Below are 26,518 nucleotides of genomic sequence, written 5' to 3' on the forward strand. Positions count from 1 at the left end.
CAGTGGTGCGACCGTGGCGGGTGGCGATCGTCGGTGGCGGGATCACCGGGCTGGCCGCCGCCGTCCGGTTGCGCGACCGGGCCCCCGAGAGCACCGAGGTCACCGTGTACGAGCAGTCGGGCCGCCTCGGCGGCAAGCTGTTCACCGGTGAGCTGGCCGGCGGGCCGGTCGAGTTCGGCGCCGAGTCGTTCCTGATGCGCGACCCGGCCGGTGGCGAGTCGGCGGCGGTGACGCTGGCCCGGCGCCTCGGCCTGGACGCATCGATCGTGCACCCCACGGTCGGGCAGGCCGCCCTGCTCGTCGACGGCACGTTGCACCAGGTGCCGGGCGGCACGCTCGTCGGCGTACCCGGGGATCTGGACAAGGTGGCGGCGGTCGCGCCGCCGGCCGCGGACGCCGACCGCGACGGGGGCCGGCCGCTGCTGGCCGACGGCGAGGACACCTCGGTCGGTGAGCTGGTCCGCAAGCGTCTCGGTGACGCGGTGGTGGACCGGCTGGTCGACCCGATGCTCGGCGGCGTGTACGCCGGGCGGGCCGACGACCTGTCGCTGGTCACCACGATGCCGGCGCTGGCCCGCGCGGCTCGCGCCGAGCACACGCTCGTCGGTGCGGTACGCGCCGCCCAGGCCGCCGCGCCGCGCGCGCCGGGCGCCCCGGTCTTCGGCACCCTCGCCGGCGGGCTGAGCACGCTGGTCGAGGCGGCGGCGACGGCGAGCGGTGCGACGATCCGCCGGGGCGCCGCGGTACGCGAGCTGCGGCGCACCCCGGACGGCTGGCGGCTCACCGTCGGGCCGACCCGCGACGCCGAGCACGTCGAGGCCGACGCGGTGCTGCTCGCGGTGCCGGCCCGCCCGGCCGCCCGGCTGCTCGCCGCCGCCGCGCCCGAGGCGGCCGACACGGTCGGCGCGCTCGACTACGCCAGCGTCGCCCTGATCACGCTCGCCCTGCCCGGCCCGGCCCTGCCGGAGCTGTCCGGCTTCCTGGTGCCCGCCGTCGAAGGGCTGACGATCAAGGCGTCCACGTTCTTCACCACCAAGTGGGGGCACCTGCGGCGGCCGGACGGGCTGGCGCTGGTGCGCGCCTCGGTCGGCCGGTACGGCGACGAGACGTCGCTCCAGCTCACCGACGACGACCTGGCCGACGTGGTGCACCGGGAGCTGTCGGCGGTGCTCGGCGCGCCGCTGCCGGTCCCGGTGGCCCGGCACGTGCAGCGGTGGGGTGGCGCGTTGCCGCAGTACACGCCCGGGCACACCGCCCGGGTGGCGGCGGTCCGGACGGCGTTGCGCGCCGCCCATCCGACGCTTGCGGTGGCCGGGGCCGGCTACGACGGCGTCGGCATTCCGGTCTGCGTCCGCTCCGGCGAGACGGCGGCCGAAGAGATCATCACGGCACTGGGAGGATCGGCAGCATGACCGAGCAGACCAACGCGGCGCGGCTGCGGGAGCTCAACGAGACCATCCGCTACACCATGTGGTCGGTGTACCGGGCCACCAGCCCGCTGCCGTCGCTGCGGGAGAACGTCGTCGACGAGGTCGAGTCGCTCTTCACCGAGCTGGCCGGCAAGGACGTCACGATCCGGGGCACGTACGACGTGGCCGGGCTGCGCGCGGACGCCGACCTGATGATCTGGTGGCACTCGTCGTCCAGCGACGCGCTCCAGGACGCGTACCTGCGGTTCCGCCGCACCACGCTGGGCCGGGCGCTCACCCCGGTCTGGTCGCAGATGGCGCTGCACCGCCCGGCCGAGTTCAACAAGAGCCACATTCCGGCGTTCCTGGCCGACGAGCAGCCGCGCGCCTACCTGTGCGTCTACCCGTTCGTGCGCTCGTACGAGTGGTACCTGCTGCCCGACGCCGAGCGGCGTGAGCTGCTGTCCGAGCACGGCAAGATGGCCCGGGGCTACCCGGACGTGCGGGCCAACACGGTCGCCTCGTTCGCGCTCGGCGACTACGAGTGGATGCTGGCGTTCGAGGCCGACGAGCTGCACCGGATCGTCGACCTCATGCGCGACCTGCGGGCCTCCGGCGCCCGCCGGCACGTGCGGGAGGAGATCCCGTTCTACACCGGCCGCCGCCGCCCGGTCGCCGACATCGTCAACTGCCTGGTCTGAGCGTGCCCGGCCGGGACCGCGAGCGCGGTCCCGGCCGGATCCCGGTCAGGCGGTCGTCGTGCAGGACAGGATGCCGGGCACCGGGTTCGTCGCACCGGCCGAGCCGGTGAAGCCGAACGAGGTGCTGGCACCCGGTGCGAGTGAGCCGTTGTAGGCCACGTTGCGTGCCGTCACCAGCGTTCCGCTGGTGGTGACTGTGGCGTTCCACGCCGAGTTGACCTGCTGGCCGTTCTGGTAGTTCCAGCTCACCGACCAGCCGCGGATCGGTGAACCGCTGCCGTTTGTCACCTTCACCTCGGCCTGGAAGCCGCCGCCCCACGAACCGGTGATCGCGTACGTCGCGGTGCAGCCACCGGCCGGGTTCGGCGTGGTCGGGGGCGGGCTGGTCGGCGGCGTGCTGGTGGGCGGGGTGCTCGTCGGCGGGGTGCTGGTGGGCGGCGTACTCGTCGGCGGAGTGGTCGGGCCGGAGCCGCCGAAGTCCACGTCACTGCACAGGTAGTAGGACTGGTCCAGGTGGCTGGCCTGCCAGATGGTGTAGACGATGTGCCGGCCGGTGCGGCCCGGCGCGTTCGCCGGGATCTGGATGGACACGCCGTCCACCTCACGCGTCCACTGGCTGGCCGGGGTGTTGCCGATCTGGCCGACCAGTTCCAGGTCGCTCCAGCGCAACGGCGAGGTGAGCGCGTTGAAACCCTGCTTGGTCACGTACACCCGGATGTAGTTGGCGCCGTGGCTGGCCTGGTCGAAGAACTTGACCCGGAAGCTGTTGGTGACCGGCACGGTCTTCCAGGCGCCGACCGTGTCGAGCGCGTTGTACCGGCCGCTCTGGGTGCGACCGCCGCTGCACAGCTGCCCGTCCGGGATGGCGCCCTGGTGGTTGCCGGCCACGCCCTCGCGGAACAGGCCGTTCCAGTTCCACATGGCGTTCGGGTCGGCCTGCCACGCCTGCCAGCACATCGGGTCCTGGGTGGCCATGGCCGGGTTCTGGAAGTCACCGCCCCAGCGCTGCCAGCAGCTGTAGGCGCGCGAGGCCGGGTCGACGACCGACCCGTGCGCCGAGGCCGGGCCGGAGAACGCGGTGGTGAGCAGCGCCGCCACCACCGCGCAGACGGCGAGGATCGCCGCCGCGAGCGGTAAGGGGCGGCGGTACGGAGTGGACATGGGAAAGCCTCCGGGATGGGGTGTCGGTGCACGACGCCCGGACTGTCGGGAGTTGCCCTCTCCCGCGTGGCGGCTCCGCCCGCACGCTGCCACAAAAAGCGACAAACGTCAATGAGTCGGGTCGCGGCGCATCGGGGTGTGCGGGATGCCGTCCTCGACGTAACCGGGGCCGTCGACGGCGAAGCCGAACCCGGCGTAGAAGCCGACCAGGTGCGTCTGCGCGTCGAGCACGCACGGCCCGTCGCCCACCACGGCCAGGGCCTCGGTCATCAGCGCACCGGCCAGGCCCGCGCCGCGCGCCGCCGGCGCCACCACGACCCGTCCGATCCGTGCGACGCCGCCGGGGTCGGCCAGGATCCGCAGGTACGCGACCACGGCGCCGTCGCTGCTCAGCCACAGGTGGCGGGTGCCGGGCTCGACGTCCCGGCCGTCCAGTTCCGGGTACGGGCAGGACTGCTCGACCACGAACACGTCGATGCGCAGCCGGAGCAGGTCGTGGAAGGTGCGGGCGTCCAGGTCGGCGAAGCCGGCCAGGTGGGACTCGACGGGCATCGGCCCAGGGTAGGCGGCGCGTCTCCGGCCGCTCGTGCTCCCCCCGGCGCGACACGTCGGCTCGGCGCGCGTCAGGCCGGCGCGGCCCGGCGCGTTCAGCCCTTCGACGTGCGCAGCCCGGTGGCGGTGGCGGTGACGGCGCGCTCGAACCAGGTGCCGGTGTCGGCCGCCGAGCGGGTCCAGACCGCGACGCACTGGGTCACCCGGCCGTGGTGCAGGCAGCCGTAGCGGTGCGGGAAGCGCGTGCCGTCGGACACGGTCATGGTCGCCGACACCACCCGGCCCGGCACGCCCAGCCCGGCGGGCAGGTCCGCTGCGGTGTGTCCGGCGGTCACCTGGCCGCCCTCCTCGTCGCGCTCGCACGCCTCCAGCACGCCGAAGACCTGCCGTACCGCGTCCGCCGCCGTCTGCTCGTCCGGGTAGACCACCGTCTCCTGGGCGATCTCGACGAACTCGCCGGCCGGGGTTCCCTCCGGCGTGACGAAGACCCGGGTGGACGCGACGAGCCGCCGGTCGAGCAGGGGCAGGGGGCGACCGCAGGCGACACCGTCGGAGTCGAGCCGCTCGCTGGCGTGCTCGGGCTTCTCGGCGAGGCCGGCCAGGCTGCCGGTCGCGGCGTACCGGTCGCGCAGCGCCGCGGCGGCGCCGCCGTCGGTGGGCGAGGGCGCGACGAGCGCCGGATCGGGGGCGGGGGCGGGCTCGGTGGCGGGAGAGCAGCCGGCGAGGGCGGCGGTCAGAGCCGCCGCGATGATCATCCGTCGGGACACCGGAGGGATGCTAGACGGAGATCGACGCCGGTGGGCGCCCCGGGAGCGCCCGCGTCAGGCGGGGCGGGCGCCGACCGCGTCGCGTACCTCGGCGCCCTGCTCGCCCTCGACGGCGCGGGCGCAGTGGGCGCAGCAGAAGAAGCGGCCGGAGACCTCGACGCCGTGCCCGACGATCTTGATCTGGCAGTGCTCGCAGATCGGCGCCATCTTGTGCACCGCGCACTCGAAGCAGTCGAACGTGTGCCGCGACCCGTCGACTGTGCGCACCTCGAACGCCATCCAGTAGTCGTTACCGCAAACCTCGCAGGTTGCCATGCGAAACCCCCCGAAAACGGACCTGTCATCCGAGAGTCGCGCAGACGACACCATCGAGCAACCGGAACCGGCGAACCTGATCCGGCCCCACGGCGAGTCGCTCCCGGCGTGTCGAGCGTTGACCCCGGTGACCGCCGAAAATCCCCGGAGGATTCGTGATCAAGCGCAACAAGCTCTTCGGCAACCAGACCCGGGTGACGTTCTCGCTGCCCCGGGACGCCCCGGCCGGCACTGTGAGCGTGGTCGGCTGCTTCAACGGCTGGGAGCCCGGCCGGCACGAACTGGTGCCGCGGCGCGACGGCACCCGTACCGTGACGGTCCGGCTCGCGCCGGGGGAGTACCGCTTCCGCTACCTCGCCACCGGTGGGGTGTGGCTGGACGACGAGGCCGCCGACCAGGTGGACGAGGCCGGCGGCCTGCTGCGGCTGTGACGCCGCCGTCAGCCGGCGCTGGGCTCCAGCCGCACCGAGATCGAGTTGACGCAGTGCCGGGTGTCCTTCGGGGTGAAGCCCTCACCCTCGAAGACGTGCCCGAGGTGGCTGTCGCAGCGCGCGCAGCGAATCTCCACGCGCCGCATGCCGAGCGTGTTGTCCGGGATCTCCTTGACCGCGCCCGGGATGGCGTCGTCGAAACTCGGCCAGCCGCAGTGCGAGTCGAACTTGTCCTGGCTGCGGAACAGTTCCAGCCCGCAGGCCCGGCAGTGGTAGACCCCGGGGGTTTTGGTGTCGACGTACTCACCGGTCCAGGGCGCCTCGGTGCCGGCCTCGCGGAGCACCCGGAACTCCTCGGGGCTCAGCCGGACGCGCCATTCGTCCTCGGTACGGGGCAGTTCGTTGTCGGAAAGACTCACCGTTCCACGGTACGTCGGGTGTCGGTGGCATCGCATATGGTCGCGTGATGGCGGGCAGGAGTGCGGTCGAGGAGATCGAGGTAGCCGGGCACACGGTGCGGCTGAGCAGCCCCGATCGGGTGATCTTCCCGCAGCGCGGCTTCACCAAGGCCGATGTCTTCCGCTACTACCTGGCAGTCGGCGACGGGATCATGCGCGCCCTGCGCGACCGGCCGACGACGCTCCAGCGCTTCCCCGACGGCATCGAGGGGGAGATGTTCTTCCAGAAGCGGGTGCCGCAGCGGGGCGTGCCCGCGTGGGTCAGCACCGCGCGGATCGCCTTCCCCAGCGGCCGCCCTGCCGACGAGCTGTGCCCTGCCGACCTGGCCCACGTGGCCTGGGCGGCGCAGATGGGCACCGTGGTGTTCCACCCGTGGCCGGTGCGCGCCGCCGACACCGACCGCCCCGACGAGCTGCGCGTCGACCTCGACCCGCAGCCCGGGACCGACTTCGCCGACGCGGTGACCGCCGCCGGTGAGCTGCGCGGGCTGCTCGACGAGCTGGGCGTGCCCGGCTGGCCGAAGACCTCCGGCGGCCGGGGCGTGCACGTCTATCTGCGCATCCAGCCGCGCTGGACGTTCGTGGAGGTCCGCCGCGCCACCATCGCGCTGGCCCGGGAACTGGAACGCCGCCGCCCCGAGCTGGTCACCACCGCCTGGTGGAAGGAGGAGCGCGGCGAGCGCGTGTTCGTCGACTTCAACCAGACGGCGCGGGACCGCACCATCGCCTGCGCGTACTCGCTGCGCGCCAACGCCCGCGCCACCGTCTCCACCCCCGTCGACTGGGACGAGCTGCCCGAGGTCGACCCGGACGACTTCCACCTGGGCACGGTGCCGGCCCGGTTCGCCGAGCGCGGCGACCCGCACGCCGGCATCGACGACGCCCCGTGGGACATCACACCGCTGCTGGAGTGGGCCGAGCGGGACGCCACCGACGGGCTGGGCGACCTGCCCTACCCGCCGGAATACCCGAAGATGCCCGGCGAGCCGAAGCGGGTCCAGCCGTCCAAGGACCGCGACCGCCCCCGCCCCTGACGGCGTGCGCCGGGCACCGGGTCACGCGCTGCAAGGGCCGCCGTGGTCGTTGCGGTGGCCGCACCGGCCGGCGCCGTCGAGCCGGGCGTCGCACCAGACCCGGGTACGCACGAACTGGCTGTCCTCCTCGCTCAGCGTGGTCTCGCCGAAGTCGAGAACCGTGACGTGGCCGAGCGAGTCGCGCAGCGTCACCGCGAGGGCTGCTGCCTCGTCGGCGCTGGTCAGCGTGGTGGGCAGGTGGATGATCCAGCGCTGTGCGGTCATCGTGGCCACCCGCCCGGCGGGGCGTCCGGGTCACGGAGACGACAGGCGCGGTGCTGGGACTGCCACTGCCGCAGCGCCTGGCGGACGCGTTCGGCCTCGGTCCGCGTGGTGACCAGCTCACGGCTCAGCCGATCGAGTTCGTCGGCCACACGGTCGAGGTGGTCGCGTACCTGGGCCGGGTCGAGGCCCCGCCAGCGCCGGTCGAAGAAGGCGGCGCGGACGTGGTGCGGAAGCAGGCGTTCCCCGGTCACGTAGATCACCGCACGGGTGCCGTCTGCTCGGCGACGAGCGTGAGGATCTGCCGGTCGGTGAGCCCGCGCAGGTCGAGCACCCGCCGGCCCAGCGGTGCAGCCGGCACGGGTGGGGCGCCCGGTCGTTGCGGCAGCGCGGTCCCTCGGGCCACTGCTCGGGGGCGTGCACGGTGATCGCCCGGACCGCGAAGGTGACATCCTCGGCGGTGACGTAGGGCGGAAGCGGAATGTCGCCCAGGATGCGATCGATCGAGTCCATGACTCTCCTTTGGAGATCGGCGCCAGGTGCGGGGACGGATGCCGGGATGAGGTTTCGGGGAAAGGCATCCGTCCCCGCGAACCCGCCGCGTCCCCGGCGGGCACCACAATGGTCAATTCACCTCTGGCCCGGGACAATCTTTCGCGGCAGAATGCAGACCAAGGGATGAGGTGCCTTACGCGACAACACCAAAGGAGATGACGTGGACGACTCGGGAAGCACCGTCCCGCGTAGGCAGCTCGGCAGATATCTGAGAGAACTTCGCGAAGGCGCGCACGTCACGGTGACCGCGGCGGCCAAGGAACTGGAATGGTCGGCGCCCCGGATCTGGCGTTACGAAACGGGCCAGGTGCCGATGCACCCGAACGACGTGGAGGCCATGTGCCGCGTTTACGGCGCGTCGCGAGAAACCATCGAAACCATGCGCGCTCTGGCCCGGGAAACCAAGGCGCACGGCTGGTGGCACAGCTACGGGGAGGCAATCAAAGACTGGTTCAAGCTGTACGTGGGCCTGGAAGCCGCCGCGACGAAGATTCGCAAGTACGAGGCCAATTTGGTACCGGGCTTGCTGCAGACCGTCGAGTACATGACCGAGGTGATTGCTACCGACAACCCGCAGTTGAGTGACGCGGAGCGGCAAGCGAAGGTGGACGTCCGGCTGCGGCGGCAACGGCTGCTGGCCCGTGCAGTGCCGCGAGCTCCCTACCTAGACGTGATCCTGAATGAGGCGGTGCTACGTCGACCGCTGCGCGATCTGTCGGCGATGGGTAGGCAAATCGATGCCCTGGTGGTGGCGAGCCAACAGCACAACATCCGTATCCGGGTGCTCCCACTCAGCGCTGGTCTCTACCGCTGGGCGTCGGCCGGAACTTTCACGATGCTCGACTTCCCGACCGACGTGCGGGAACCGGAGCCGACCACCATCTACATGGACGGTCCATGCGGCGCGGCATACCTTGACAAGGCTCACGAGATCCAGACCTACGAGGACGGATGGCGCTCGCTCGGTGAACGGGCGCTCGATGCTGATGAGTCCCGCAAGCTGATGATGACGATAGCTGAGGAGATGACCGATGGGACGTGATGGAGTGTGGCGCAAGTCGTCCCGATCCGGCGGTGAAGGCGATTGCGTCGAGGTGGCTGGTTTCGCCGATGCGGTCGGAGTGCGGGACACCAAGGATCGGCAGGGGCCGGCGCTGAGCTTCGACTCGACGGCCTGGACCCGGTTCGTCGGCGCGATTCGCACGGGCCGCTTGAACGACCGGGCCTGAACTTGATGGGCGGCGGGTCTGGTGCCATCCAACTCGGCACCAGGCCCGCCGCCCATGCCGTTGGCCCGGCCCCGGCCGAAGCGATCGAAGCAGCGTTGGGCAGGGCGGGGCTGCATGGCCACGGAGTACCTCCACATGCGTGGGGAGGACGAGATCTGGGGTCTGGGGCTGGAGCACGTTGACGGAGCACCCCCACGCGCGTAGGGAGGACACCAGCCCGGACGTCCGCTGCCCGGCGGGCACCGGAGCACCCCCACGTACGGGGGGAGGACAAGGATCTTGACCTTACGCACGTGGGGGTGCTCCGTTCGGCCAGGGCGGCATCCCAGACCGCCGCCAGTCCTCCCCACGCACGTGGGGGTGCTCCGCCGGAGGACTTCCTACCGCCGACGAACGCCGGCCCCTCTCCACGCACGTCAGCGTTTGGTCAGAAAAGTTTGGGCGAGTCCGCTGAGAAGTAGACGCCCTGAAACAGGTCCTTGCGGGCGATTTCCAGGTTGCGTGCAGCGGTGTCCAGCATCCGGGCGAGATCGTCGCACCCGACCGTCATGGACACCGTGCGCTGCGCCCGTTGGGTTCTCCTGATCGCCTGCTCGATGTTGAGCAGCACCTCGGAGACCTCGCGGAGTCCCGCCTCCCGGGCGGCATCCTCGGGGGTCTGGTCAAGATCAGACATCGCGGTCCTTCCGGGGGCCGAGCGGACCCAGCGTACGGCTTCGTGCGGGGGTTTCCCGAGCAGCCAACGGTCACGGCGTGGTGCCTCCCGGTTCCGGGGATGCCGGGGGGCCGATAACGATCATGTAACGGGCGCGAACCTTTTGCCGGGCGTCACTGCTCTTTCTCGGCATCGGCCCGCCGGGGCCAGGAGAGGACGTCGGATGAAGCTGGTGTGGAGGCGGGCGATAGAGGCCCGTGGGCTGCTGCTCGCCGCCGCTGTCGCGGCACTCGTCGCGGTCGCGCTTGTCACCGGGCTCTCCGACTACAACCGCCGGGCGGTCGAGGCGGGCGCGCGGGCGGTGCTCGACGCCGCCCCGGCCGAGGAGCGCAGCCTGCTGATCAGCGGCTCCGGCGGTGCCGACGCCGCCGCGTTCGCCGAGCGGGACCGGGCGGTACGGGAGCAGTTCGCGAACGGGCTCGGTGGCGCTCCGGTCACCGTGGCCGCGACCCGCTCCGGGACCGGGCGGGAGCTGACCGGTGACGTGGGCGCCGCTCGGATCGACGACGACCCGATGTTCGCCAACCTGGCCACGCTCGACGACCTGCCGGCGCACGCCGAGCTGGCCGCCGGGGCGTGGCCGGTGCCCGGCAGCAACCCGTTGCAGGTGACGTTGCCGGAGAAGGTGGCCGCGCAACTGAGCCTGGAGGTCGGGGAGCGGGTGCCGCTGTACGACAGGGGCGCGGAGCGCGCCGGCACCGTGGTGGTCGTGGGCACGTGGCGGCCCCGGGACGCCGCCGAGGCGTACTGGCGTCTCGCCCCGGGGGTGGGGGAGAGCCAGGGCGACGCGGAGATCACCTCGTACGGGCCGTTCGCGCTGGACCCGGCCGACTTCGCCCGTACCTTCCCGGGCTCCACCTCGGCGGCCTGGGTCGTCGACCCCGACCTGGTGGCGGTCGAGCCGGCCCGGCTGCCCGCCGTGACCACGGCGCTGGACGAGATCACCGGGAAGCTGCCCGAGGCCACCGGCCTGGGCTCCTCGACGCAGCAGGTCAGCCACCTGGACCGGCTCGTCGACCGGCTCAGCCGGGCCGACCTGGTGGGCCGGTCCGCGCTGCTCACCCCGCTGCTGCTGATCGTGGTGCTCGGCGGGTACGCGCTGGTGCTTGTGGCCGCGCTGCTCAACGAGGACCGGCGGGCGCAGACCGCGTTGCTGCGGGCCCGGGGCGCCGCCCGGGGGCAGATCGCCGGGCTGGCCGTACGCGAGGCGACGCTCGTGGTGGCGCCGGCGCTGCTGCTGGCCCCGGCGCTGACCGGGCAGGCGATCCACTACCTGGGCGCGGACCTGGGGCTGGCCGGCGGCGATCTGGCCCGGGTGTGGGTGGTGGCGGTCGGCGCGGCGGTCGGCTGCCTGCTCGCCATGGTGCTACCGGCGATGCGCCGGGCCGGCACGTACGTCGCAGACATGGCCGCCCGGTCCCGCCCCTCCCGGGGCGCGGCGGTGCAGCGGGCGAGCGTGGACATCGCGCTGGTGGCCCTCGCGGTGCTCGCCTGGACCCAGCTGCGGCAGTACTCCTCGCCGCTGGCCGGCGCGAACGGCAGCCTCGGCATCGACCCGCTGCTGGCCGCCGCGCCGACCATCGGCGTGCTGGCCGGCGCGGTGATCGCGCTGCGGCTGCTGCCGCCGACCACCCGGCTCGCGGAACGCTTCGTCGACCGGCGGACGTGGAACGCCACCATGTTCGGCATGTGGCAGGCGGGCCGCCGCCCGCACGCCGGCCCGGTGCTGCTGCTCGCGCTCGCCGTCGGCGGCAGCACGCTCGCCTGGTCGCTGGTCGCCTCGTGGGAACGCTCGCAGCGCGACCAGGCGCAGCACACGGTCGGCGCGGACCTGCGGCTGACCGAACGGGACGGCACCGCCCCCGCGGATCGGGCCGCCCAGCTGGCCGCCGTACCGGGCGTGGACCGGGTGCTGCCGGCCTGGCGTGACGACGTACGTGTGGGCCGTGAGGCCCGGCCGGCGACTGTGGTGGCGCTGGACGCCGCCGCCGCGAAGGGGATGATCCGGCTCGACGACGCCGGCGGTGACGCGTCCACCGGCGCCCTGCTGGACCGGCTCGCGAACGGCCGGACCGCGCCGGCCGGCGGGGTCCTGCCCGAGGGCGCGAAGACGCTGTCCGGCACCGTGCGCACCCCGGTCGAGAGCATGTTCGACCGGCCGCAGGTGGCAGTGACCGCGTTGTTCACCACCGACGCCGGGGCCACCTGGCGGGTCCGGCTGGCCGAGGCCGGCGGCGACGGGAAGCCGGTGCGCTTCTCGGTGCCGCTGCCCGACAGCGGCGGCGTCCCGCTGCGCCTGGCCGGCGTCGAGGCCGACGGCGGCGACGCCACCGGCAGTTCCTATCGGCTGCTCCTGGACGAGCTGCGGCTCACCGACGCCGCCGGGGCAACCCTGCCGGTGCCGGTGGAGGGGGCGTGGCGGGTGATCGACCCGGGGTCCGGGCCGCGCGACACCGCGAAGGCGAGCCCGGCCCGGATCGACGGTACGCAGGGCTTCGACGTGCCCGCCGGGCTGTTGCAGTTCGCCCGGATCCCCTCGTCCCGGTTCGCGCTGGTGCCGCAGGCGCCGGACCGTCCGGTGCCGGTGCTCGTCACCCCCGGCGTCGCAGCCGCGATGAGCGTCAAGACCGGCGACACGGTCAAGCTGTCTGTGGCCGAGGTGACGCTCGAGGTCACAGTGGTCGGCCAGGTCGCCGCGATCCCCGGCACCGGGGGCGACGGGGTACTGGTGGACCTGCCGACCGCCACCACGCAGCTCCTCGAACGCAGCGGCGGCGTCCGGCCGGTGGCCGAGTGGTGGCTGGACACCACGCCCGTCGGGCACACCGCTGCCGCCGATGCGCTCGCCCCGACCGGCGGCACGGTGCTGCTGGACCGGCGGGCGGTGGCCGCCGAGGCCGCCGAGGATCCGTACTGGCAGGGCGCCCGCACCGGGCTGCTGGCCGCCGCGCTCGGCTCGGTGCTGCTCGCCCTGGTCGGCCTGGCGGTCGACGTCTGGGCCACCACCCGCCGCCGGCTCACCGAGTTCGCGGTGTTCAACACGCTCGGCGCGAACACCCGGCTGCTGGCCCGCGCGTACCTCGCCGAACAGACGTTCCTGGCCGCGATCGGCGTCGGCGTCGGCATGCTCGTCGGTGCCCTCGTCGCGGCCACCATGGTGCCGCTGGTGATCCTCACCCCGGCCGCCGGTCGGCCGGTGCCCGAGGCGGCCTTCACAGTGCCCTGGGCGCCGATCGGGGCGACGGCCGCCGGGCTGCTGCTCGCCGCGCTCGCCTTCGCCGCCCTCATCACCACCGGCATCCGCCAGCGGGTCGCCGCCGCGCAGCTCCGGATCGGAGGAGAACGATGAGCCTTCCTGGTGCCGCGCGCCGGGTCCGCGCATACGGGGGGCAGTTCCTGCTGCTCGCCGTCCTGACCCTGGTGACCGCCCTGCTGATCACCGGCGTGCCCCGGGTCGCCGACCGGCTGACCGGGCAGGGGCTCACCGAGTACGTGGCCGGACAGCCGGTGGCCCGCCGGGATCTCACCTACAGCACCGGGCCGACCGCGTTCCCGCCGACGACCAGGACCGCCGTGACCGGTCACGCGGCCGAGCTGGCGCGGATCGAGAACACGATGCCCGGCGTGGTCCGGGACACCGTCGGCCAGCGCTGGTACGTCGCCCAGACCGTGCCCGGACGGCTGCGCGGCCCGGCGCTGGCCCCCGAGAAAGGGCTCATCGACCTGCACCTGCGCGCCGGAACCGGCATCAAGGAGGCCACCACCCTGGTCGACGGGCGGTGGCCGGAAAGCGGGATCACCCCGGCCGGCGCGGTCGAGGTGACGCTCGCCGAGACGATCGCCGGCACGCTCGGCGTGAAGACCGGCGACCGGTTCCTGCTCCTGATCCTCGACCAGGACGACAACGTGCTCAAGTCCCTCCCTGTCGCACTGGTCGGCGTGTGGCGGCCGAACGACCCGGCCGACGGCGTCTGGGACACGCTGCCGTCGATGCTGAAGCTCACCCCGCCCGAGGGCGACGGCGACCCGTTCGTGGGCGTCGCCTACACCGCCGACGGTGGCGTCGACGAGGCCGTCGCGACCGGCTGGCCGGTGAGCTTCGGCTGGCGGTACCGGATCGCCCCGGACCGGCTCGAACCGGGCCGCCTCGACGCGCTCATCGCCGGTGTCGACGGGCTGGAGCGCACCCGTCCCGCCGTGGCGACGCTCAGCCAGGGCGTGGACATCCCGCTGCGGCGCTTCGCCGACTCGCTGGCCGCCGCGCGTACCCTGCTCGCCGTCATCGCGGCCGGGCTGCTCGCCACGCTGGCCGGGCTGACGCTGCTGGCCGCCCGGCTGGCCGCGCGCCGCCGCCGCGCCGAGTTCCACCTGATCCGGGCCCGCGGCGGTTCGACCGGCGCGGTGCTGCGCCGCGGCCTGGCCGAGTCGCTGCTGGTGCTGCCGGCCGCGGCCGGGGTCGGCTGGCTGCTCGGCGGGCTGCTGCCCGGCACCGGGGCGTCGTGGCGCTGGGTGGTGCTCGCCGGGCTCCTGGCCACGCTGCTGCCGCCGCTCGCCGCGCTCGCCGTCGGCCGCCGGGCCGGTGGCCGCGCCGACCTGGGCGGCCGGTCGCCCGCCGTCCGGCTCACCGTCGAGGTGGTGGTGCTCGGGCTCGCCGTGCTCGGCGCGTTCCTGCTGCGCCGCCGCGGGCTCACCGCCGGCTCGGTGGACCCGCTGCTGGTCTCCGTGCCGGTGCTGCTGGCGATCGCGGCGGCGCTGCTGGCGCTGCGCGCGTACCCCTGGCCGTTGCGGCTGGTCAGCCGCGTCGCCGCCCGGGCGCGCGGCAGCGTCGCGTTCCTCGGCACCGCCCGCGCGGGCCGGGCCGCGAGCACCGGGCCGCTGGTCGTGGTGGTGCTCGCCGTCGCCACCGCCGCGTTCTGCGGCGTGGTGGCGACCGGCATCGAGACCGGCCGGGACACCGCCGCCGCCCAGGCCGTGCCCGGTGACCTGCTGGTACGCGGGGAGCGCTTCACGCCGGACACCGCGGAGAAGCTGGCCGGACTGCCCGGGGTACGCGCCGTCGCGCCGCTGCTCACCGTGCCGGCCGAACGCCCGTACTCCGACCGCGCCGGACGCCCCGCCCCGATCACCGAGCTGCGCGTGGTGCTCGTGGACGGGGAGCGGTTCGCCGACGTGGCACGGCAGGCCGGCGTACCGGTGGACGTGCCCGACCCGGTGCGGGCCCGCGCCGACGGGAGCACGCCGCTGCCGGCGCTCGTGTCCCCGGCGGTGGCCGAGGAACTGGCCGACGCCGGGCTCGCCGACGCCCGGGGCGAGCGGCCCGCCTGGCTGGACGTGCAGGGCAACCGGCTGCCGGTGCGGACCGCCGCCACGGTCGACGGGTTCGCGCTCGTCGGCGAGGGCGTACGCCGGTTCGTGGTGCTGCCGTGGCCGGCGTTGCCGGCCGACGCGCCGCACCAGCTCGCGCCCACCGGTTTCGTGCTCGCCGGGTCCGGCGTGGACGCGGCCGAGGTGGACCGGGTGGCGCGGGACGGGCAGCGGCGCTACCTGCGCATCGGCGGTGTCGACGCCGGGGACAAGGCCCGCGCGCCGGAGGTGACGACCCGGGCGGCCGTCCGCGCCGACCTGGGCGGCACCGGCGTGAACGGCCTGCTGGTGTTCGGCTTCGTGCTCGGTGCCGGAGGCGGCGCCGCGCTGGGGCTGCTCGGGCTCGCGCTCGCGGTGCTCGCCGGGGCCCGCTCGCGCGGGCAGGTGCTGTCCCGGCTGCGCACGATGGGCCTGTCCCGCCGGCAGTGGCGCGGACTGCTGATGGTGGAGCTGACGCCGCTGGTGCTGGTGTCGGTGCTCACCGGGGCGGTGGTCGGCGCGTTGCTGCCGCTGCTGCTCACACCGGTGCTCGGCCTGCCCGCCTTCACCGGGGGCGTGGAGGTGCGCCCGAGTTTCGAACCCGGCCTGGTGGCCGGGGTGTCGGTCCTGGCCATGCTGGCCCTCGGCTTCGCGATCACCGTGGAAGCCGTGAACAACCGCCGGTTGCGCCTCGGCGAGGTGCTGCGGCTCGGAGAGGAGAGCTGACATGACCGCGACCGCTTCCGGCCACCCGGGCCCGGCGCGTCTCACGCCGCGTGACGAACCGTCGTCTGCCGTACCGGACCTGGCGTCGCTGCAACAGCGGGCCGCCCAGCGGGCCGCCGAACGGGCCGGTGGGCGCGACCGGCTGCGCGGGCACATCGTCTGCGACGGCCTGGTGCGCATCTTCAAGACCGAGGGCGTCGAGGTCGTCGCGCTCCAGGGCCTCGACCTGGTCATCGACCGGGGTGAGCTGGTCGCGATCGTCGGCGCGTCCGGCTCCGGCAAGTCGACGCTGCTGAACATCCTGTCCGGGCTGGACACCCCGACCGCCGGCATCGCCCGGGTCGCCGACTACGACCTGCTGTCGCTGTCGAACAAGCGGCGGCTCGCGTACCGGCGGGACGTGGTCGGGTTCATCTGGCAGCAGACCGGCCGCAACCTGCTGCCGTATCTGACCGCGCTGGAGAACGTGGAACTGCCGATGAAGCTGGCCGGGCGGGCCGGCGGGGGACGCAACCGGCGGGAACGGGCCCGTGAGCTGCTGGACATGGTGGGCGTCGGCTACTGCGCGGACCGCCGGCCGGGCCAGATGAGCGGCGGCGAGCAGCAGCGCTGCGCGGTCGCCGTGGCGGTCGCCAACGACCCGGAGATCCTCTTCGCCGACGAGCCGACAGGTGAGCTGGACGAGGCCACCGGCGCCGAGGTCTTCGCCGCGCTGCGCACCATCAACGCCGAACTGGGGGTCACCATCGTGGTGGTCACCCACGACCACGCCGTGGCCGGCCAGGTCCGCCGTACCGTCGCGATCCGCGACGGCCGCACCGCCTCCGAGGTACGCCGGACCGCGCGCGTGACCGCCGACGGCGGCACCGAGATGGTCAGCGAGGAGTACGCGGTGCTCGACCGCACCGGCCGGATGCAACTGCCGGCGCAGTTCGTGGAGGCGCTGTCCCTGCGCGACCGGGTCCGGCTCAACCTGGAACCCGACCACGTCGAGGTGCGCCCCGGCGACCGGACGCACGCCGAGGAGAGTGAGTGATGACCGACCAGACAGTGGTGCTGCCGGCGGAGCCGGGGACGGCCGTCGACGACGTGGTCCGGGTCGAGGGGGTGAGCCGCACCTTCGGCAAGGGGGAGCACGCCGTGCACGCCGTACGGGACGTCTCGTTCACTGCCGGACGCGGCGAGCTGGTCGCCGTCCGGGGCCGCTCCGGCGCCGGCAAGACCACGCTGCTGAACCTGGTCGGCGGCCTGGACCGGCCGGACGCCGGGCGGATCCGGGTGGCCGGGCACGACGTCACCGCCGCGGGTGAGCGGGAGCTGCTGTCGCTGCGCCGGGGCACCATCGGGTTCGTGTTCCAGACGTTCGGCCTGGTGCCGATCCTGTCCGCGGCGGAGAACGTCGGGGTGCCGCTGCGGCTGGCGAAGGTGCCGGCGGCCGAGCGGGAGCAGCGGGTGGCGGTGCTGCTGGAACTCGTCGGGCTGGGTGGGCACGCGGCGCAGCGCCCGTACGAGCTGTCCGGCGGCCAGCAGCAGCGGGTGGCGGTGGCCCGGGCGCTGGCGAACGAGCCGGACCTGCTGATCGCCGACGAGCCGACCGGTCAGCTCGACTCCGAGACCGGGCGGTCGATCATGGACCTGCTGCGCGCTGTGGTGCACGCCCGGGGCATGACCGCACTGGTCGCCACGCACGACCCGGCGCTGATCGAGCTGGCCGACCGTACGCTCACACTGCGCGACGGCCGGCTGATGTCGGAGGACTGATCCGGGTGCCGGGCCGCGCGCCTTCGGGCGGCGGCCCGGTGCCGGGTTGCGGCGGGTCGCGCCCGGGTCAGAGCGCCAGCTTCATGCCCTCGTGGCTGGCCACGAAGCCCAGGTCACGGTAGAACCGGTGCGCGTCGGCGCGCTGCTTGTCGGTGGTGAGCTGCACCAGCGCGCAGCCGTGCTCCCGGGCCCGGTCGATCGCCCAGCGCATCATCGTCCCGCCGAGCCCTCGGCCGCGCCGGTCGGAGCGCACCCGCACCGACTCGATCAGGCAGCGTTCGGCGCCGTGCCGGCCCAGTCCGGGGATGTACGTGAGCTGGAAACAGCCCACCAGTTCCCCGCCGTCGTCGGCCACGATCAGATGGTTTCGCGGGTCCGCGTCGAGGTCGGCGAAGGCCCGCTCGTACGCCTCGTCCACCTCGGGCAGGTCGCGGGTGCGGCCCAGCACGTCGTCGGCGAGCAGCGCGAGCACGGCGGGCAGGTCGGCGCGAACCGCCTCCCGGAAGATCACCTCGGTCACCGGGCCAGCCTGGCACATCGCCGCGCGCCGGTGCGGCCCGGGCGGCGTCCCGACGCCTCGCCCGGTCGTGCCGTCCGGTTGCGCCGTCCGTGGTCAGCGGTCGTCCAGCCAGCTGCGCAGCGCCCACCACCAGTGCACGGTCTCCGGCACCGTGCACCGCGCCCCCTCCTCGACCGGCGGCCCGCCGGTCAGCTCCCGCAGCCGCCGCAGCCGGTAGCGCACCGTGTTCGGGTGGACGTGCAGCTCGGCGGCCGTCTGGTCCAGCCGCTGGCCGTGGTGCAGCCAGGCGAGCGCGGTGCCCGCCAGCTCCCGGTGGAACTCGTCGGCCGGGTCGAGCGCGCCGAGCAGCGTGCCGCGCAGCAGCTCGGCCAGCAGCGGCTGGGCGGCGAGCGCGGTCTCCCCGGCCAGGTCGGTGACCTGACGCAGCCCGCGCAGCCGCCGGTTCGCCGCCGTGGCGAGGGCCGCCACGCAGAGCGCGTACATGTCCGGGGCCCGCGCCAGTGGCTGCGCGGGCGCCACAAGCGTCAGCAGGTCGGCCGGTACGGCGTCGGGCGGTCGCGGCAGCAGCCCGGCCAGCCGGTCCCCGACCGTGCCGAGCAGGCCGCCCCGCGCGGTGAGCTGCCGGTGCAGCGCGTACGCCCGGACCGGGTCCGGTGGCGCGGCAACCAGGCAGTGATAGCGCCCGTCCGGCCGCAGCCCGAACCGGGTCAGCTCGGCCGGGGACAGGCCCGCGGGGCCGTCGCGCAGCAACCGCCGCAGCAGGTGCGCCCGAGCCGCCGCGCCGGTACCGGCCAGCTCCCGCTCAGCGCCGCGGTGCCCGTCGACCACCGCCCGCTCCACCGCCGCGGCATACCGGCCGATGGTGAGCAGCCCTTCCAGCAGCACCTCGTCCGGGATGCCGGCGGCCCGCCCGTGCCGGACCACCAGCTCCACCGCGCGGTCCCGCCCGGCCTGCACCCCGCGCAGCAGCCCGGCCACCGAGACGCCCTGCGCGGCCCGGTCCGCGCCCAGCCGGCGGGCCTCGGCGAAGTCGCGTCCGGCCGGGTCCTCACGGCGTTCCAGCGCGCCCAGGCCGCTCGTCAGCAGCAGCACGACCTGGCGGCGTACCTCGTCGGCCGGCAGCCGGGCCACCTCGGGGGAGTCCGCGCGGGCCGCCCGCGCCACCTCGTCGACGGCGGCCGGATCGGCGGACAGGTCGCGCAGCAGCGCGCCGAACGTCGGGGCCTGTCCGATCCGGGTCATCGGCGTCCGCCGCCCTCCGGTTGTCGACGCGGCACAACCGGGCCGCGCGGGCGTTGGCGTCGGGTCCCTAGCCCGGGCGGGCGGCCGGTTGCTCTCCTGGTTGTTACCGCAAGGTAACACCGCTCGCGCCACTGAGAAACGTCGATGTCGTACCGGCTGCCAGGAGGCATCCATGACACCCGTGCCACAGCACCCGTCCCGTACCCGCCGCCGTGCCGGCCTGGCCGTGCTGGCCGCGCTCGCCCTGGTCGCGCCGACGCCGCTCGTGACCGCGCCCGCGCCGGCCGCCGCCGCAGCGCTCCAGGAGGTGATGTTCGTCGGCAACAACTGGGACGGCACCGCCGACGTGATCCGGTCCCGCGGCGACTACGCCAGGCTCGGCCGGATCAACGTGATCCCGGACCGCGCCGCGCGGCTGCGCGAGATCTACCTCAACCCGATCAAGCTGGCGTTCTTCCTCGGCATCCGGCAGGGCCCGGGGGAGGGCCACGACCAGCTCATCGACGACATGTACACCACGCCGGACGGCACCGCGCTCGTGGTGTCCCGGCCCAGCTTCGCCGACGTCGTCTCGATCGACCTGGCCACCGGCGCGCTGCGCTGGCGGTTCCCGGTCTCCGGTTACCGCGCCGACCACATGGCCGTCTCGCCGGACGGCACCCGCGTCGCGGTCTCCGCCTCCACCTCCAACACGGTGCACGTGCTGGACATCCGCACCGGTGCGCAACTCGGCTCGTTCGGCGCCGGTGACAAGCCGCACGAGAACATCTACACCGACGGCGGCACCCGGCTGTGGAACATGTCCATCGGCGAGGTGAACACCGACCTGGACGCGCCGTGGCTCGACTGGACCAAGGGCGACCGGCGGATCACCGTCGCCGACACCAGCACGTACCAGGTGGTCAAGGTGATCGACATGCGGGACCGGCTGGACGCCGCCGGCCGCCGGGACCTCTCCGACGCGGTCCGTCCCGCCGTGTTCACCCCCGACGGCAGCCGGCTCTACTTCCAGGTGTCCTTCTTCAACGGCGTCGTCGAGTACGACGTGGCCACCGACCGGGTCACCCGCGTCGCCACGCTGCCGAAGAACCCGGCCACCAGCGAGGACCGCACCACCTGGGTCAACGACTCCCGCCACCACGGCCTGTCGATGAGCCCCGACGGCACCCGGATCTGCGTCGCCGGCACCGTGGACGACTACGCCACGGTGCTGGACCGGGCCACGCTGCGCGAGGGGCCGCTGGTGCCGGCGAGCAAGCCGTACTGGGCCACCGTCAGCGGGGACGGCCGGGACTGCGTGATCTCCGAATCCGGCGCGGACCAGGTCACCGCGATCAACTTCGCGACCGGCCAGAAGGTCGCGAGCGTCCCGGTCGGCGACCACCCCCAGCGGGTGCGCATCGGGCACATCCCGGAGGGCTGGACGCCCCCGGCCGCCGGCTGACCGGGCCGCCGGTCTGCGGCACCCCGGGCGCCGTCGATCGGCGGCGCCCGGCGGGCCTGGGCCGCAGCCGACATCCGGACCCCTTCGCCGGACGGACCGTCACCGGGCGGGGCAGCGCAGCCCCTCCCGGGGGACGGTGAGCGAGATCAGGTACGCGTCGACCGCCGAGGTCACGCACGACGTCTGCGGGTAGGCGGTGTGCCCCTCGCCCTCCCAGGTCAGCACCCGCCCCACACCGAGCATCGACGCGAGCGCCGGCGTCTGCTCGTACGGCGTGGCCGGGTCACCGGTGGTGCCGACGACCAGGATCGGCGGCGCGCCGTTCGCCCGGCCGGTCGGGTACGGATCCCGCTCGCCGGGCCACTCCACGCAGCCCAGCATGCCCACCGCCAGCGCGGGGCCGAACAGCGGGTACTTCTGCCGCCACTGCGACTGCAACGAGCGGACCTGCTCACGGGACGGCTTCTCGGTCTCGTCGGCGCAGTTGACAGCCAGGTTGGCGTCGAACAGGTTGGAGTAGTGCCCGTCCGGCTCGCGGCCCGCGTACGAGTCGGCCAGCTTGAACACGCCGTCCGGGTCACCGCCCTGCAGGTCGTCGATCGACCGGGCCAGCTCCTGCCAGCCCTGCTCGGTGTAGAGCGACGAGATCACCGCGTAGAAGACCCAGCCGGCGGTGGCCTTGCGGCCGTCCTGCGCGCGGACCGGGGAGACCTTCGCCTTGGCGATCGCGTCGGTGACCGCGCCCCGGGCGTCCGGGGCGATCGGGCAGCGGCCGGCGTTCGCCGCGCACCAGTCGGCGAAGTTGTCGAACGCCCGCTCGAAGCCCTTCGCCTGGCTCTCCGACCCGGCGATCAGCTTCTGCTGCGGGTCGACCGCGCCGTCGAGCACCAGGGCGCGCACCCGCTGCGGGTAGAGCTGCGCGTAGGTCGCGCCGAGCAGCGTGCCGTACGAGTAGCCGAGATAGGTCAGCTTGTCGTCACCGACCGCCGCGCGGACCGCGTCCATGTCCCGCGCGGCCTGCTCGGTGCCGTAGAGCGGGAGCTGGTCGCCGTACTTCGCGCCGCACCGCTCGCCGATGCGCCGGTTGAGCCCGACGAAGCCGTCGAACGACGACTGGCTCTCCGGGTCGGGGTCGTAGCCGAAGCTGGCGTCCAGGTCGGCGTCGGAGATGCACTTGACCGGGCTGGACCGGGCCACCCCGCGCGGGTCGAAGCCGACGATGTCGAACCGGTCGGTGATCGCCGTCGGCAGGCCGCCGAACGCCGGGCCGAAGGACAGGTAGACGGCGGTGTCGACGCCGGACGCGCCGGGACCGCCCGGGTTGATCACCAGTGAGCCGATCCGGTCGCGCTGCTTGGTCGAGCGGGCCCGGATCAGCGCGATCTCGAACGTCTCACCGGCGCCCGGCCCGGCGGTCGCGCCGGTGGTGGCCCCGGTGCCCCAGTTGCGTGGCACCGCGATCCGGGCGCAGTCGTAGCGCATGTCCGCCGCGCCCCGGCCGACCAGCTCGTCGGGCACCTCCGGGCAGGCCCGCCACTCCGGTGCGGTACCCGGCGGGGCGGCCTCGCCCTCGCTCTCGGCGCGCGGGGCGAACGCCGGCAGCGTGCAGCCGGCGGTGAGCACCACCGCCGCGACGAACGCGGCCAGGACGGGCCGGAACCGGCGGGTCCGGTCGGGTAAGCGGGTCACGTGGGCGCCCTCCATGATCGTGTCGACCGTCAGGCTACGCCCGGCCGCGGGTGTCACCGACCGTCGCCGCCGGATCGCCGCGCAGCACCTCGTCGACGTCGTAACGGATCGGGCGGTCGAGCTGGCCGTAGTCGCAGGAGCGGGGATCACGGTCGGGACGCCAGCGCAGGAACCGGGCGGTGTGCCGCAGCCGGTCGCCCTCCATCGCGTCGTACGCCACCTCGACCACCAGCGCCGGGCGTAGCGGCTCCCACTCCAGGTTCTTGCCGCCGGTCCACCGGCTCACCCCGCCCGGGATGCGCTGACCCCGCTCGTGGTCGCCGTGCACCCACGGGTGCTCGCCGCCGACGTCGCGGTAGGGCTCCAGCTCGTCGAGCAGCTCCTTGCGGCGGGCCATCGTGAACGAGGAGCTGACGCCGATGTGGTGCAGCACGCCGTCGTCGTCGTAGAGGCCGAGCAGCAGCGAGCCGACCACCGGCCCGGACTTGTGCCAGCGGAAACCGGCCACCACCGCGTCCATCGTGCGGGCGTGCTTGACCTTGGACATGAGCCGCTTGCCCGGCTCGTACGGCAGGTCGGCCGGCTTGACGATCAGCCCGTCGAGCCCGGCGCCCTCGAACACGTCGAACCAGCGGCGGGCCGTCTCCGGGTCGGTGGTCACCTGGGTCACGTGCACCGGCGGGCGCACCCCGGACAACGCCTGCTCCAGCCGCTCCCGCCGCTGCGGATAGGGCTGGTCGATGAGCAGCTCGTCGTCGATCGCCAGCAGGTCGAACGCGACGAAGTCGGCCGGGGTGGTCTCGGCCAGCAGCTTCACCCGGGAGGCGGCCGGATGGATGCGCTGGGCCAGCAGCTCGAAGTCGAGCCGCGGGTGCCCGCCCGGGCCGTCGCGCCGGATCACGATCAGCTCGCCGTCGACCGCGCAGCGGGCCGGGAGCTGCCGGCGGGCCTGCTCGACCACCTCGGGGAAGTAGCGCGTCATCGACTTTCCGCCCCGGCTGGCCAGCTCGACCTCGTCGCCGTCACGGAACACGATGCAGCGGAAGCCGTCCCACTTCGGCTCGTAGGTCAGGCCGGCATCGCTGGGCAACTCGGCCACGCTCTTGGCGAGCATCGGCTCGACCGGAGGGTTGATCGGCAGGTCCACGGCGACCAGTCAACCAGACCCCACCGACAGTGGTGGCGCAGATCACCGCCGGTGGCCGGGCGGCGTGTCCCGTACCGGTCGCGTTCGTCACCGCCGCCCGAATGGTGAAACCGCAGGCCAGAGCTACCGTCGCGGCGTGCCGGAGTGGAGTTGCGGATGCTGTGGGCGCTGGCGGGTCAGCGTCGAGTTGATCCGCGGCCGCTACCGCTACCGGCTGGCGCACCGCTATCCGCCCGAGCACGGCGGCGGCGTGAACGTCCTCGGCGAGGTCGGCTCGGTCACCGAGCTGGAGCGCCTGCTGAAGCGCTACGCCCCGGTCACCCTGGCCGACCTCCACGAAGCCGCCTGACCCTCCGGCCGGCCGGCGAACCGCCGATCTTGGAGTTGTGGCACCTCGCAAATCCCGCCGAACGGACATCCTGGGCGCCACAACTCCAAGATCGACGCGAGCGGGCGAGCGGGGCGAGGGGCGGCGAGTGGGGCGGCGCGGGAGCGGAGCGCGGGCATAGCCTGGGGGGACCGTCCACGGGGGAGGAACGCCGATGCGGTTCACCGAGTCCGTCGAGATCGCCGCCGACGTCGAGCGGGTCTGGGAAGTGCAGAGCGACGTCGAGCGCTGGCCGGAGTGGACGCCGTCGGTCACCGCCGCCCGTCGGCTGGAGCCCGGTCCGCTGCTCCTCGGCTCGACGGCCCGGCTGGAGCAGCCCCGGCTGCGCCCGGCCGTGTGGCGGGTCGTGGAGATCTATCCGCCGTACTCGTTCGCCTGGGAGTCGGCGAGCCCCGGCGTGCGCACCCGGGGTGAGCACCGGCTGATCCCGCTGGAGGACGGGCGCACCCGGGCCGAGCTGATCCTGGCGCAGACCGGTCCGCTGGCCTGGCTGATCGGACTGCTCGGCGGGTCGATGATGCGCCGCTATCTGCGGCAGGAGGCGGACGGGCTCAGGCGCCGCTGTGAGCGGAACTGACCGTCTTCTCCAGCACGGCGAGGCGGTTGCCGTTCTCGTCCGGGCGGTGCGCCACCACCCGGTAGCCGCGGCCCGCGTACAGGGACAGGTTCGCCGCGCTGTCCGCGCCGGTGAACAGCGCGAACCGGGTCACTCGGCCGGCGCACGCCTGTTCGACGGCGTCCAGCAGCCGCCCGCCGACGCCCTGGCCCTGCTGGTCGGGGGCGACCGAGAGGCGGCCCACGTGGGCGGTCTCGCCGTCGAGGCGGGCGCGTACCGAGCCGACCAGGCGGGTGCCGCGCCGGGCGGCGAGCACCACGTCCGGCCCGGCAAGCGCCGCCCGTACCTCGTCCAGCGTCTCGGTCAGCGGCGGCAGGAACACGTCGCGGTAGCGCTGCGCCTCCACCAGGTACGCGGCACGCTGCACGGTGAGGATCTCCCCGGCGTCGGCGAGGCCGGCGGCGGCGATGGTCACGTCGGTCACCGGCTCAGCACACCACAGCGCTCCCGGGCAGCCGTACGCTGGCGGGGGTGTTCCCATGAGCGTGGAGGTGACAGGCGTGCCGGAGCTGACGTACCCGGAGGTGGGCGCGACCCGCGACGGCGCCCTGCCGGCCGGTTACCACCACCTGCGCCACCGCGTCCGGCTGCCGGACGGCGGTTTCCCGCTGGCGGCGGACGCGGTGCTGGGCTGGCGGCTGCACCGCGCCGCGGGCGTGGTGATGCGCGCGGACGCGCCGCGCGCCGCCCCCGGGGTACGTGTCACGCCGGGGGTCGGTGTCGGCCCGGTGCGGCTGTGGGGCCCGACCGAGGTGGTGTGGACGGTGGACGAGCCGGACCGGGCCGGGTTCGGCTACGGCACGCTGCCCGGGCACCCGGAGGTCGGTGAGGAGGCGTTCCTGGTGACCCGGGGCGCCGACGGAGTCTGGTTCGAGGTGACCGCGTTCAGCCGCCCGGCGCAGTGGTACGTGCGGGCCGGCGGGCCGGTCGTGACGGGTTTCCAGCGGGCGTACGCCTGGTGGCTGGGGCGGACGCTGCGGCGGCTGTGCCGGCGGCGCTGAGCGGTCAGTAGCGGGCGAAGGAGCGGATCGGGGCGCGCGGGCCGTACTTCGGCGCCTGCACGCCCGCCGCCTCCAGCAGCACGCACACCCGGCCGCGGTGCCCCCGGAACGGCTCCAGCAGCGCCAGCATCCGGGCGTCGTCGCCGCGCGGCTCCCCGGCCAGCGCCCAGGCGACGGTGTTCGGCACGTGGTAGTCGCCGACGCTCACCGCGTCCGGGTCCCCGTACGCGATGCGCACCACCTCGGCGGCGGTCCACGGCCCGATGCCGGGGAGCGCGGTGAGCCGCCGGGTGGCCTCGGCGGAGTCGGCGCAGCGTTCCAGCCGGTCCGCGACGGCCGCCGCGCGGCGCAGCGTGTCGGCGCGCCGCTGCTCGACTCCGAACGGGTGGAACACCCAGTACGGCGTGGCCGTCACGGCGGCGGGCTCCGGCGGCAGCAGCAGGGGTTGCAGCGGGCCGGGGGCGGGCTCGCGGAAGTGCCGCACGGTGGCGGCGTACGCCCGGTACGCCTCCTTGCCGGTGACCTTCTGCTCGAAGACGGCCCGCAGCAACCGGGGGAAGATCTGGCCGGTGGCCGGCATCCGCAGCCCGTGGTGCGTGTGCGCGAGGCGGGCCACCAGCGGATGCGTGGCGGCGAGCGCGGCGAACCCGGTCAGGTCGTCGCACAGTCCGGCGATCCGGTCGGCCCGCTCGACCACCCAGCCGGCGCCCGGGCCGTACCCCTCGGCGGTCAGCTCCCCCGCTTCCGGGCGCAGCGCCAGCGTGGCCGGGCCGTCCGGGGTGCGGGTGGCCCACCAGAATGTGCCGGCGGCGATCCGCGCGCACGGGTCGTACGGGCTGAACGTGAGCGCCCGCACCGACGGGGCCAGGCGGTAGCCGGCCGGCGGGCGCAGCGTACGGCGGGCGTCGGGCGAGGTCACCAGGCCACTCTGCCACGCGGCCGGGCCGTGACGCCGGGCACGCCCGGCCGGGAGGCGGGCCGATGCCGGTGCGGCCCGCCTCCCGGGGTTCACGACGGTGACCGGCCGTGCCCTCCCCGGCGGCGACCGGTCAC

Annotated in this window: 28 protein-coding genes; 14 read left to right on the forward strand and 14 right to left on the reverse strand. The window is 74.3% G+C overall.

The genetic code is table 11. From position 1 onward, the window contains the following. Positions 1-2 precede the first annotated feature (2 nt). Complete coding sequence (gene hemG, locus O7611_RS06250) at positions 3-1,412, forward strand: protoporphyrinogen oxidase (RefSeq protein ID WP_269696366.1); 1,410 nt, start codon at positions 3-5, stop codon at positions 1,410-1,412. Continuing rightward, positions 1,409-2,110 (forward strand): hydrogen peroxide-dependent heme synthase, encoded by a 702-nt coding sequence (gene hemQ / locus O7611_RS06255; RefSeq protein ID WP_120570998.1) that lies wholly within the window; start codon positions 1,409-1,411, stop codon positions 2,108-2,110. The genes hemG and hemQ overlap by 4 nt, the downstream gene beginning before the upstream one ends. A 45-nt stretch (positions 2,111-2,155) precedes the next feature. On the opposite strand, the gene O7611_RS06260 is transcribed toward hemQ, so the two are convergent. From O7611_RS06260 to O7611_RS06275, 4 genes are all read right to left on the reverse strand, one after another. Continuing rightward, positions 2,156-3,271: a lytic polysaccharide monooxygenase gene (locus tag O7611_RS06260; protein ID WP_269696367.1), complete on the reverse strand. Its 1,116-nt coding sequence runs from the start codon at positions 3,269-3,271 to the stop codon at positions 2,156-2,158. 108 nt (positions 3,272-3,379) lie between these two features. Beyond that, positions 3,380-3,823: a GNAT family N-acetyltransferase gene (locus tag O7611_RS06265; protein WP_269696368.1), complete on the reverse strand. Its 444-nt coding sequence runs from the start codon at positions 3,821-3,823 to the stop codon at positions 3,380-3,382. Between the two features lie 95 nt (positions 3,824-3,918). Beyond that, entirely contained in the window at positions 3,919-4,590 is a 672-nt protein-coding gene (locus O7611_RS06270; RefSeq protein WP_269696369.1) for a hypothetical protein, read from the reverse strand. Between the two features lie 54 nt (positions 4,591-4,644). Beyond that, on the reverse strand, positions 4,645-4,905 hold the full coding sequence (locus tag O7611_RS06275) for a hypothetical protein (protein ID WP_030503017.1): 261 nt from the start codon (positions 4,903-4,905) through the stop codon (positions 4,645-4,647). 155 nt (positions 4,906-5,060) lie between these two features. Here O7611_RS06275 and O7611_RS06280 point away from each other — a divergent pair, with 155 nt between their 5' ends. Continuing rightward, positions 5,061-5,336 carry an isoamylase early set domain-containing protein gene (locus tag O7611_RS06280; RefSeq protein ID WP_269696370.1) on the forward strand — a complete coding sequence of 92 codons (276 nt, stop codon included), beginning with the start codon at positions 5,061-5,063 and terminating at the stop codon, positions 5,334-5,336. 8 nt (positions 5,337-5,344) lie between these two features. Here O7611_RS06280 and msrB read toward each other — a convergent pair whose 3' ends face one another. Beyond that, positions 5,345-5,755 carry a peptide-methionine (R)-S-oxide reductase MsrB gene (msrB, locus tag O7611_RS06285; protein WP_013284828.1) on the reverse strand — a complete coding sequence of 137 codons (411 nt, stop codon included), beginning with the start codon at positions 5,753-5,755 and terminating at the stop codon, positions 5,345-5,347. Positions 5,756-5,802: 47 nt separating this feature from the next. Here msrB and ligD point away from each other — a divergent pair, with 47 nt between their 5' ends. Then, positions 5,803-6,828 (forward strand): non-homologous end-joining DNA ligase, encoded by a 1,026-nt coding sequence (gene ligD / locus O7611_RS06290; protein ID WP_269696371.1) that lies wholly within the window; start codon positions 5,803-5,805, stop codon positions 6,826-6,828. 21 nt (positions 6,829-6,849) lie between these two features. Here the strand turns inward: ligD and O7611_RS06295 are convergent, their stop codons facing one another. After that, positions 6,850-7,092 carry a hypothetical protein gene (locus tag O7611_RS06295; RefSeq protein ID WP_269696372.1) on the reverse strand — a complete coding sequence of 81 codons (243 nt, stop codon included), beginning with the start codon at positions 7,090-7,092 and terminating at the stop codon, positions 6,850-6,852. Beyond that, positions 7,089-7,352, reverse strand: a complete 264-nt coding sequence (locus O7611_RS06300; protein WP_194803030.1) for a DivIVA domain-containing protein — start codon at positions 7,350-7,352, stop codon at positions 7,089-7,091. The genes O7611_RS06295 and O7611_RS06300 overlap by 4 nt, the downstream gene beginning before the upstream one ends. Positions 7,353-7,804: 452 nt before the next feature. Between O7611_RS06300 and O7611_RS06305 the strand changes: the two genes are divergently transcribed. Next, positions 7,805-8,686: a helix-turn-helix domain-containing protein gene (locus tag O7611_RS06305; RefSeq protein ID WP_269696373.1), complete on the forward strand. Its 882-nt coding sequence runs from the start codon at positions 7,805-7,807 to the stop codon at positions 8,684-8,686. 4 nt (positions 8,687-8,690) lie between these two features. Beyond that, positions 8,691-8,873, forward strand: coding sequence for a DUF397 domain-containing protein (locus O7611_RS06310; protein ID WP_194803286.1), 183 nt, complete (start codon positions 8,691-8,693; stop codon positions 8,871-8,873). Positions 8,874-9,300: 427 nt separating this feature from the next. On the opposite strand, the gene O7611_RS06315 is transcribed toward O7611_RS06310, so the two are convergent. Next, on the reverse strand, positions 9,301-9,549 hold the full coding sequence (locus O7611_RS06315) for a hypothetical protein (protein ID WP_194803284.1): 249 nt from the start codon (positions 9,547-9,549) through the stop codon (positions 9,301-9,303). 202 nt (positions 9,550-9,751) lie between these two features. On the opposite strand from O7611_RS06315, the gene O7611_RS06320 reads away from it, so the two are divergent. Genes O7611_RS06320 through O7611_RS06335 form a run of 4 tightly spaced genes read left to right on the forward strand, consistent with a single transcriptional unit; the run spans position 9,752 to position 17,418 of the window. After that, a complete protein-coding gene (locus O7611_RS06320) occupies positions 9,752-12,937 on the forward strand; it encodes an FtsX-like permease family protein (RefSeq protein WP_269696374.1) in 3,186 nt (1,061 codons plus the stop codon). Further along, on the forward strand, positions 12,934-15,657 hold the full coding sequence (locus tag O7611_RS06325; protein ID WP_194803282.1) for an FtsX-like permease family protein: 2,724 nt from the start codon (positions 12,934-12,936) through the stop codon (positions 15,655-15,657). Before O7611_RS06320 ends, O7611_RS06325 begins: the two co-directional genes overlap by 4 nt. Before the next feature lies 1 nt (position 15,658). Next, entirely contained in the window at positions 15,659-16,693 is a 1,035-nt protein-coding gene (locus O7611_RS06330) for an ABC transporter ATP-binding protein (RefSeq protein WP_194803281.1), read from the forward strand. Further along, positions 16,693-17,418 carry an ABC transporter ATP-binding protein gene (locus O7611_RS06335; protein ID WP_194803280.1) on the forward strand — a complete coding sequence of 242 codons (726 nt, stop codon included), beginning with the start codon at positions 16,693-16,695 and terminating at the stop codon, positions 17,416-17,418. The genes O7611_RS06330 and O7611_RS06335 overlap by 1 nt, the downstream gene beginning before the upstream one ends. A 67-nt stretch (positions 17,419-17,485) precedes the next feature. Here O7611_RS06335 and O7611_RS06340 read toward each other — a convergent pair whose 3' ends face one another. After that, entirely contained in the window at positions 17,486-17,938 is a 453-nt protein-coding gene (locus O7611_RS06340) for a GNAT family N-acetyltransferase (RefSeq protein WP_194803279.1), read from the reverse strand. Positions 17,939-18,031: 93 nt separating this feature from the next. Further along, positions 18,032-19,180: a helix-turn-helix domain-containing protein gene (locus tag O7611_RS06345; protein WP_194803278.1), complete on the reverse strand. Its 1,149-nt coding sequence runs from the start codon at positions 19,178-19,180 to the stop codon at positions 18,032-18,034. A 172-nt stretch (positions 19,181-19,352) separates the two neighbouring features. Between O7611_RS06345 and O7611_RS06350 the strand changes: the two genes are divergently transcribed. Then, positions 19,353-20,624 carry a YncE family protein gene (locus O7611_RS06350; RefSeq protein WP_269696375.1) on the forward strand — a complete coding sequence of 424 codons (1,272 nt, stop codon included), beginning with the start codon at positions 19,353-19,355 and terminating at the stop codon, positions 20,622-20,624. 99 nt (positions 20,625-20,723) lie between these two features. On the opposite strand, the gene O7611_RS06355 is transcribed toward O7611_RS06350, so the two are convergent. Beyond that, entirely contained in the window at positions 20,724-22,313 is a 1,590-nt protein-coding gene (locus O7611_RS06355; RefSeq protein ID WP_269696376.1) for an alpha/beta hydrolase, read from the reverse strand. A gap of 34 nt (positions 22,314-22,347) precedes the next feature. After that, positions 22,348-23,460 carry an ATP-dependent DNA ligase gene (locus O7611_RS06360; protein ID WP_269696377.1) on the reverse strand — a complete coding sequence of 371 codons (1,113 nt, stop codon included), beginning with the start codon at positions 23,458-23,460 and terminating at the stop codon, positions 22,348-22,350. Between the two features lie 136 nt (positions 23,461-23,596). On the opposite strand from O7611_RS06360, the gene O7611_RS06365 reads away from it, so the two are divergent. Both O7611_RS06365 and O7611_RS06370 read left to right on the forward strand, forming a co-directional pair. Further along, the gene (locus tag O7611_RS06365) at positions 23,597-23,809 is read left to right on the forward strand and encodes a hypothetical protein (RefSeq protein ID WP_194803274.1); all 213 of its coding nucleotides are present in this window, start codon (positions 23,597-23,599) and stop codon (positions 23,807-23,809) included. Positions 23,810-24,002: 193 nt separating this feature from the next. Further along, a complete protein-coding gene (locus tag O7611_RS06370; protein ID WP_269696378.1) occupies positions 24,003-24,425 on the forward strand; it encodes an SRPBCC family protein in 423 nt (140 codons plus the stop codon). Here the strand turns inward: O7611_RS06370 and O7611_RS06375 are convergent. Next, positions 24,400-24,945 carry a GNAT family N-acetyltransferase gene (locus O7611_RS06375; RefSeq protein WP_442929329.1) on the reverse strand — a complete coding sequence of 182 codons (546 nt, stop codon included), beginning with the start codon at positions 24,943-24,945 and terminating at the stop codon, positions 24,400-24,402. The genes O7611_RS06370 and O7611_RS06375 overlap by 26 nt on opposite strands. Between O7611_RS06375 and O7611_RS06380 the strand changes: the two genes are divergently transcribed. Next, positions 24,944-25,465 carry a DUF1990 family protein gene (locus O7611_RS06380; RefSeq protein WP_194803271.1) on the forward strand — a complete coding sequence of 174 codons (522 nt, stop codon included), beginning with the start codon at positions 24,944-24,946 and terminating at the stop codon, positions 25,463-25,465. The two genes, O7611_RS06375 and O7611_RS06380, sit on opposite strands and share 2 nt — an antisense overlap. Before the next feature lie 4 nt (positions 25,466-25,469). Here the strand turns inward: O7611_RS06380 and O7611_RS06385 are convergent, their stop codons facing one another. Continuing rightward, entirely contained in the window at positions 25,470-26,384 is a 915-nt protein-coding gene (locus O7611_RS06385; protein WP_194803270.1) for a DNA-3-methyladenine glycosylase family protein, read from the reverse strand. Between the last annotated feature and the right edge of the window lie 134 nt (positions 26,385-26,518).

The sequence above is a fragment of the Micromonospora sp. WMMC273 genome (genome assembly GCF_027460285.1).
In the GTDB taxonomy this organism is placed as follows: Bacteria; Actinomycetota; Actinomycetes; order Mycobacteriales; family Micromonosporaceae; genus Micromonospora; species Micromonospora aurantiaca.

Coding starts and splice junctions, on each gene's coding strand:
- hemQ (WP_120570998.1), top strand. CDS start 1,409: ATGACCGAGCAGACCAACGCGGCGCGGCTGCGGGAGCTCAACGAGACC.
- O7611_RS06260 (WP_269696367.1), bottom strand. CDS start 3,271: ATGTCCACTCCGTACCGCCGCCCCTTACCGCTCGCGGCGGCGATCCTC.
- O7611_RS06265 (WP_269696368.1), bottom strand. CDS start 3,823: ATGCCCGTCGAGTCCCACCTGGCCGGCTTCGCCGACCTGGACGCCCGC.
- O7611_RS06275 (WP_030503017.1), bottom strand. CDS start 4,905: ATGGCAACCTGCGAGGTTTGCGGTAACGACTACTGGATGGCGTTCGAG.
- ligD (WP_269696371.1), top strand. CDS start 5,803: ATGGCGGGCAGGAGTGCGGTCGAGGAGATCGAGGTAGCCGGGCACACG.
- O7611_RS06295 (WP_269696372.1), bottom strand. CDS start 7,092: ATGACCGCACAGCGCTGGATCATCCACCTGCCCACCACGCTGACCAGC.
- O7611_RS06315 (WP_194803284.1), bottom strand. CDS start 9,549: ATGTCTGATCTTGACCAGACCCCCGAGGATGCCGCCCGGGAGGCGGGA.
- O7611_RS06320 (WP_269696374.1), top strand. CDS start 9,752: ATGAAGCTGGTGTGGAGGCGGGCGATAGAGGCCCGTGGGCTGCTGCTC.
- O7611_RS06325 (WP_194803282.1), top strand. CDS start 12,934: ATGAGCCTTCCTGGTGCCGCGCGCCGGGTCCGCGCATACGGGGGGCAG.
- O7611_RS06330 (WP_194803281.1), top strand. CDS start 15,659: ATGACCGCGACCGCTTCCGGCCACCCGGGCCCGGCGCGTCTCACGCCG.
- O7611_RS06335 (WP_194803280.1), top strand. CDS start 16,693: ATGACCGACCAGACAGTGGTGCTGCCGGCGGAGCCGGGGACGGCCGTC.
- O7611_RS06345 (WP_194803278.1), bottom strand. CDS start 19,180: ATGACCCGGATCGGACAGGCCCCGACGTTCGGCGCGCTGCTGCGCGAC.
- O7611_RS06350 (WP_269696375.1), top strand. CDS start 19,353: ATGACACCCGTGCCACAGCACCCGTCCCGTACCCGCCGCCGTGCCGGC.
- O7611_RS06370 (WP_269696378.1), top strand. CDS start 24,003: ATGCGGTTCACCGAGTCCGTCGAGATCGCCGCCGACGTCGAGCGGGTC.
- O7611_RS06380 (WP_194803271.1), top strand. CDS start 24,944: ATGAGCGTGGAGGTGACAGGCGTGCCGGAGCTGACGTACCCGGAGGTG.
- O7611_RS06375 (WP_442929329.1), bottom strand. CDS start 24,945: ATGGGAACACCCCCGCCAGCGTACGGCTGCCCGGGAGCGCTGTGGTGT.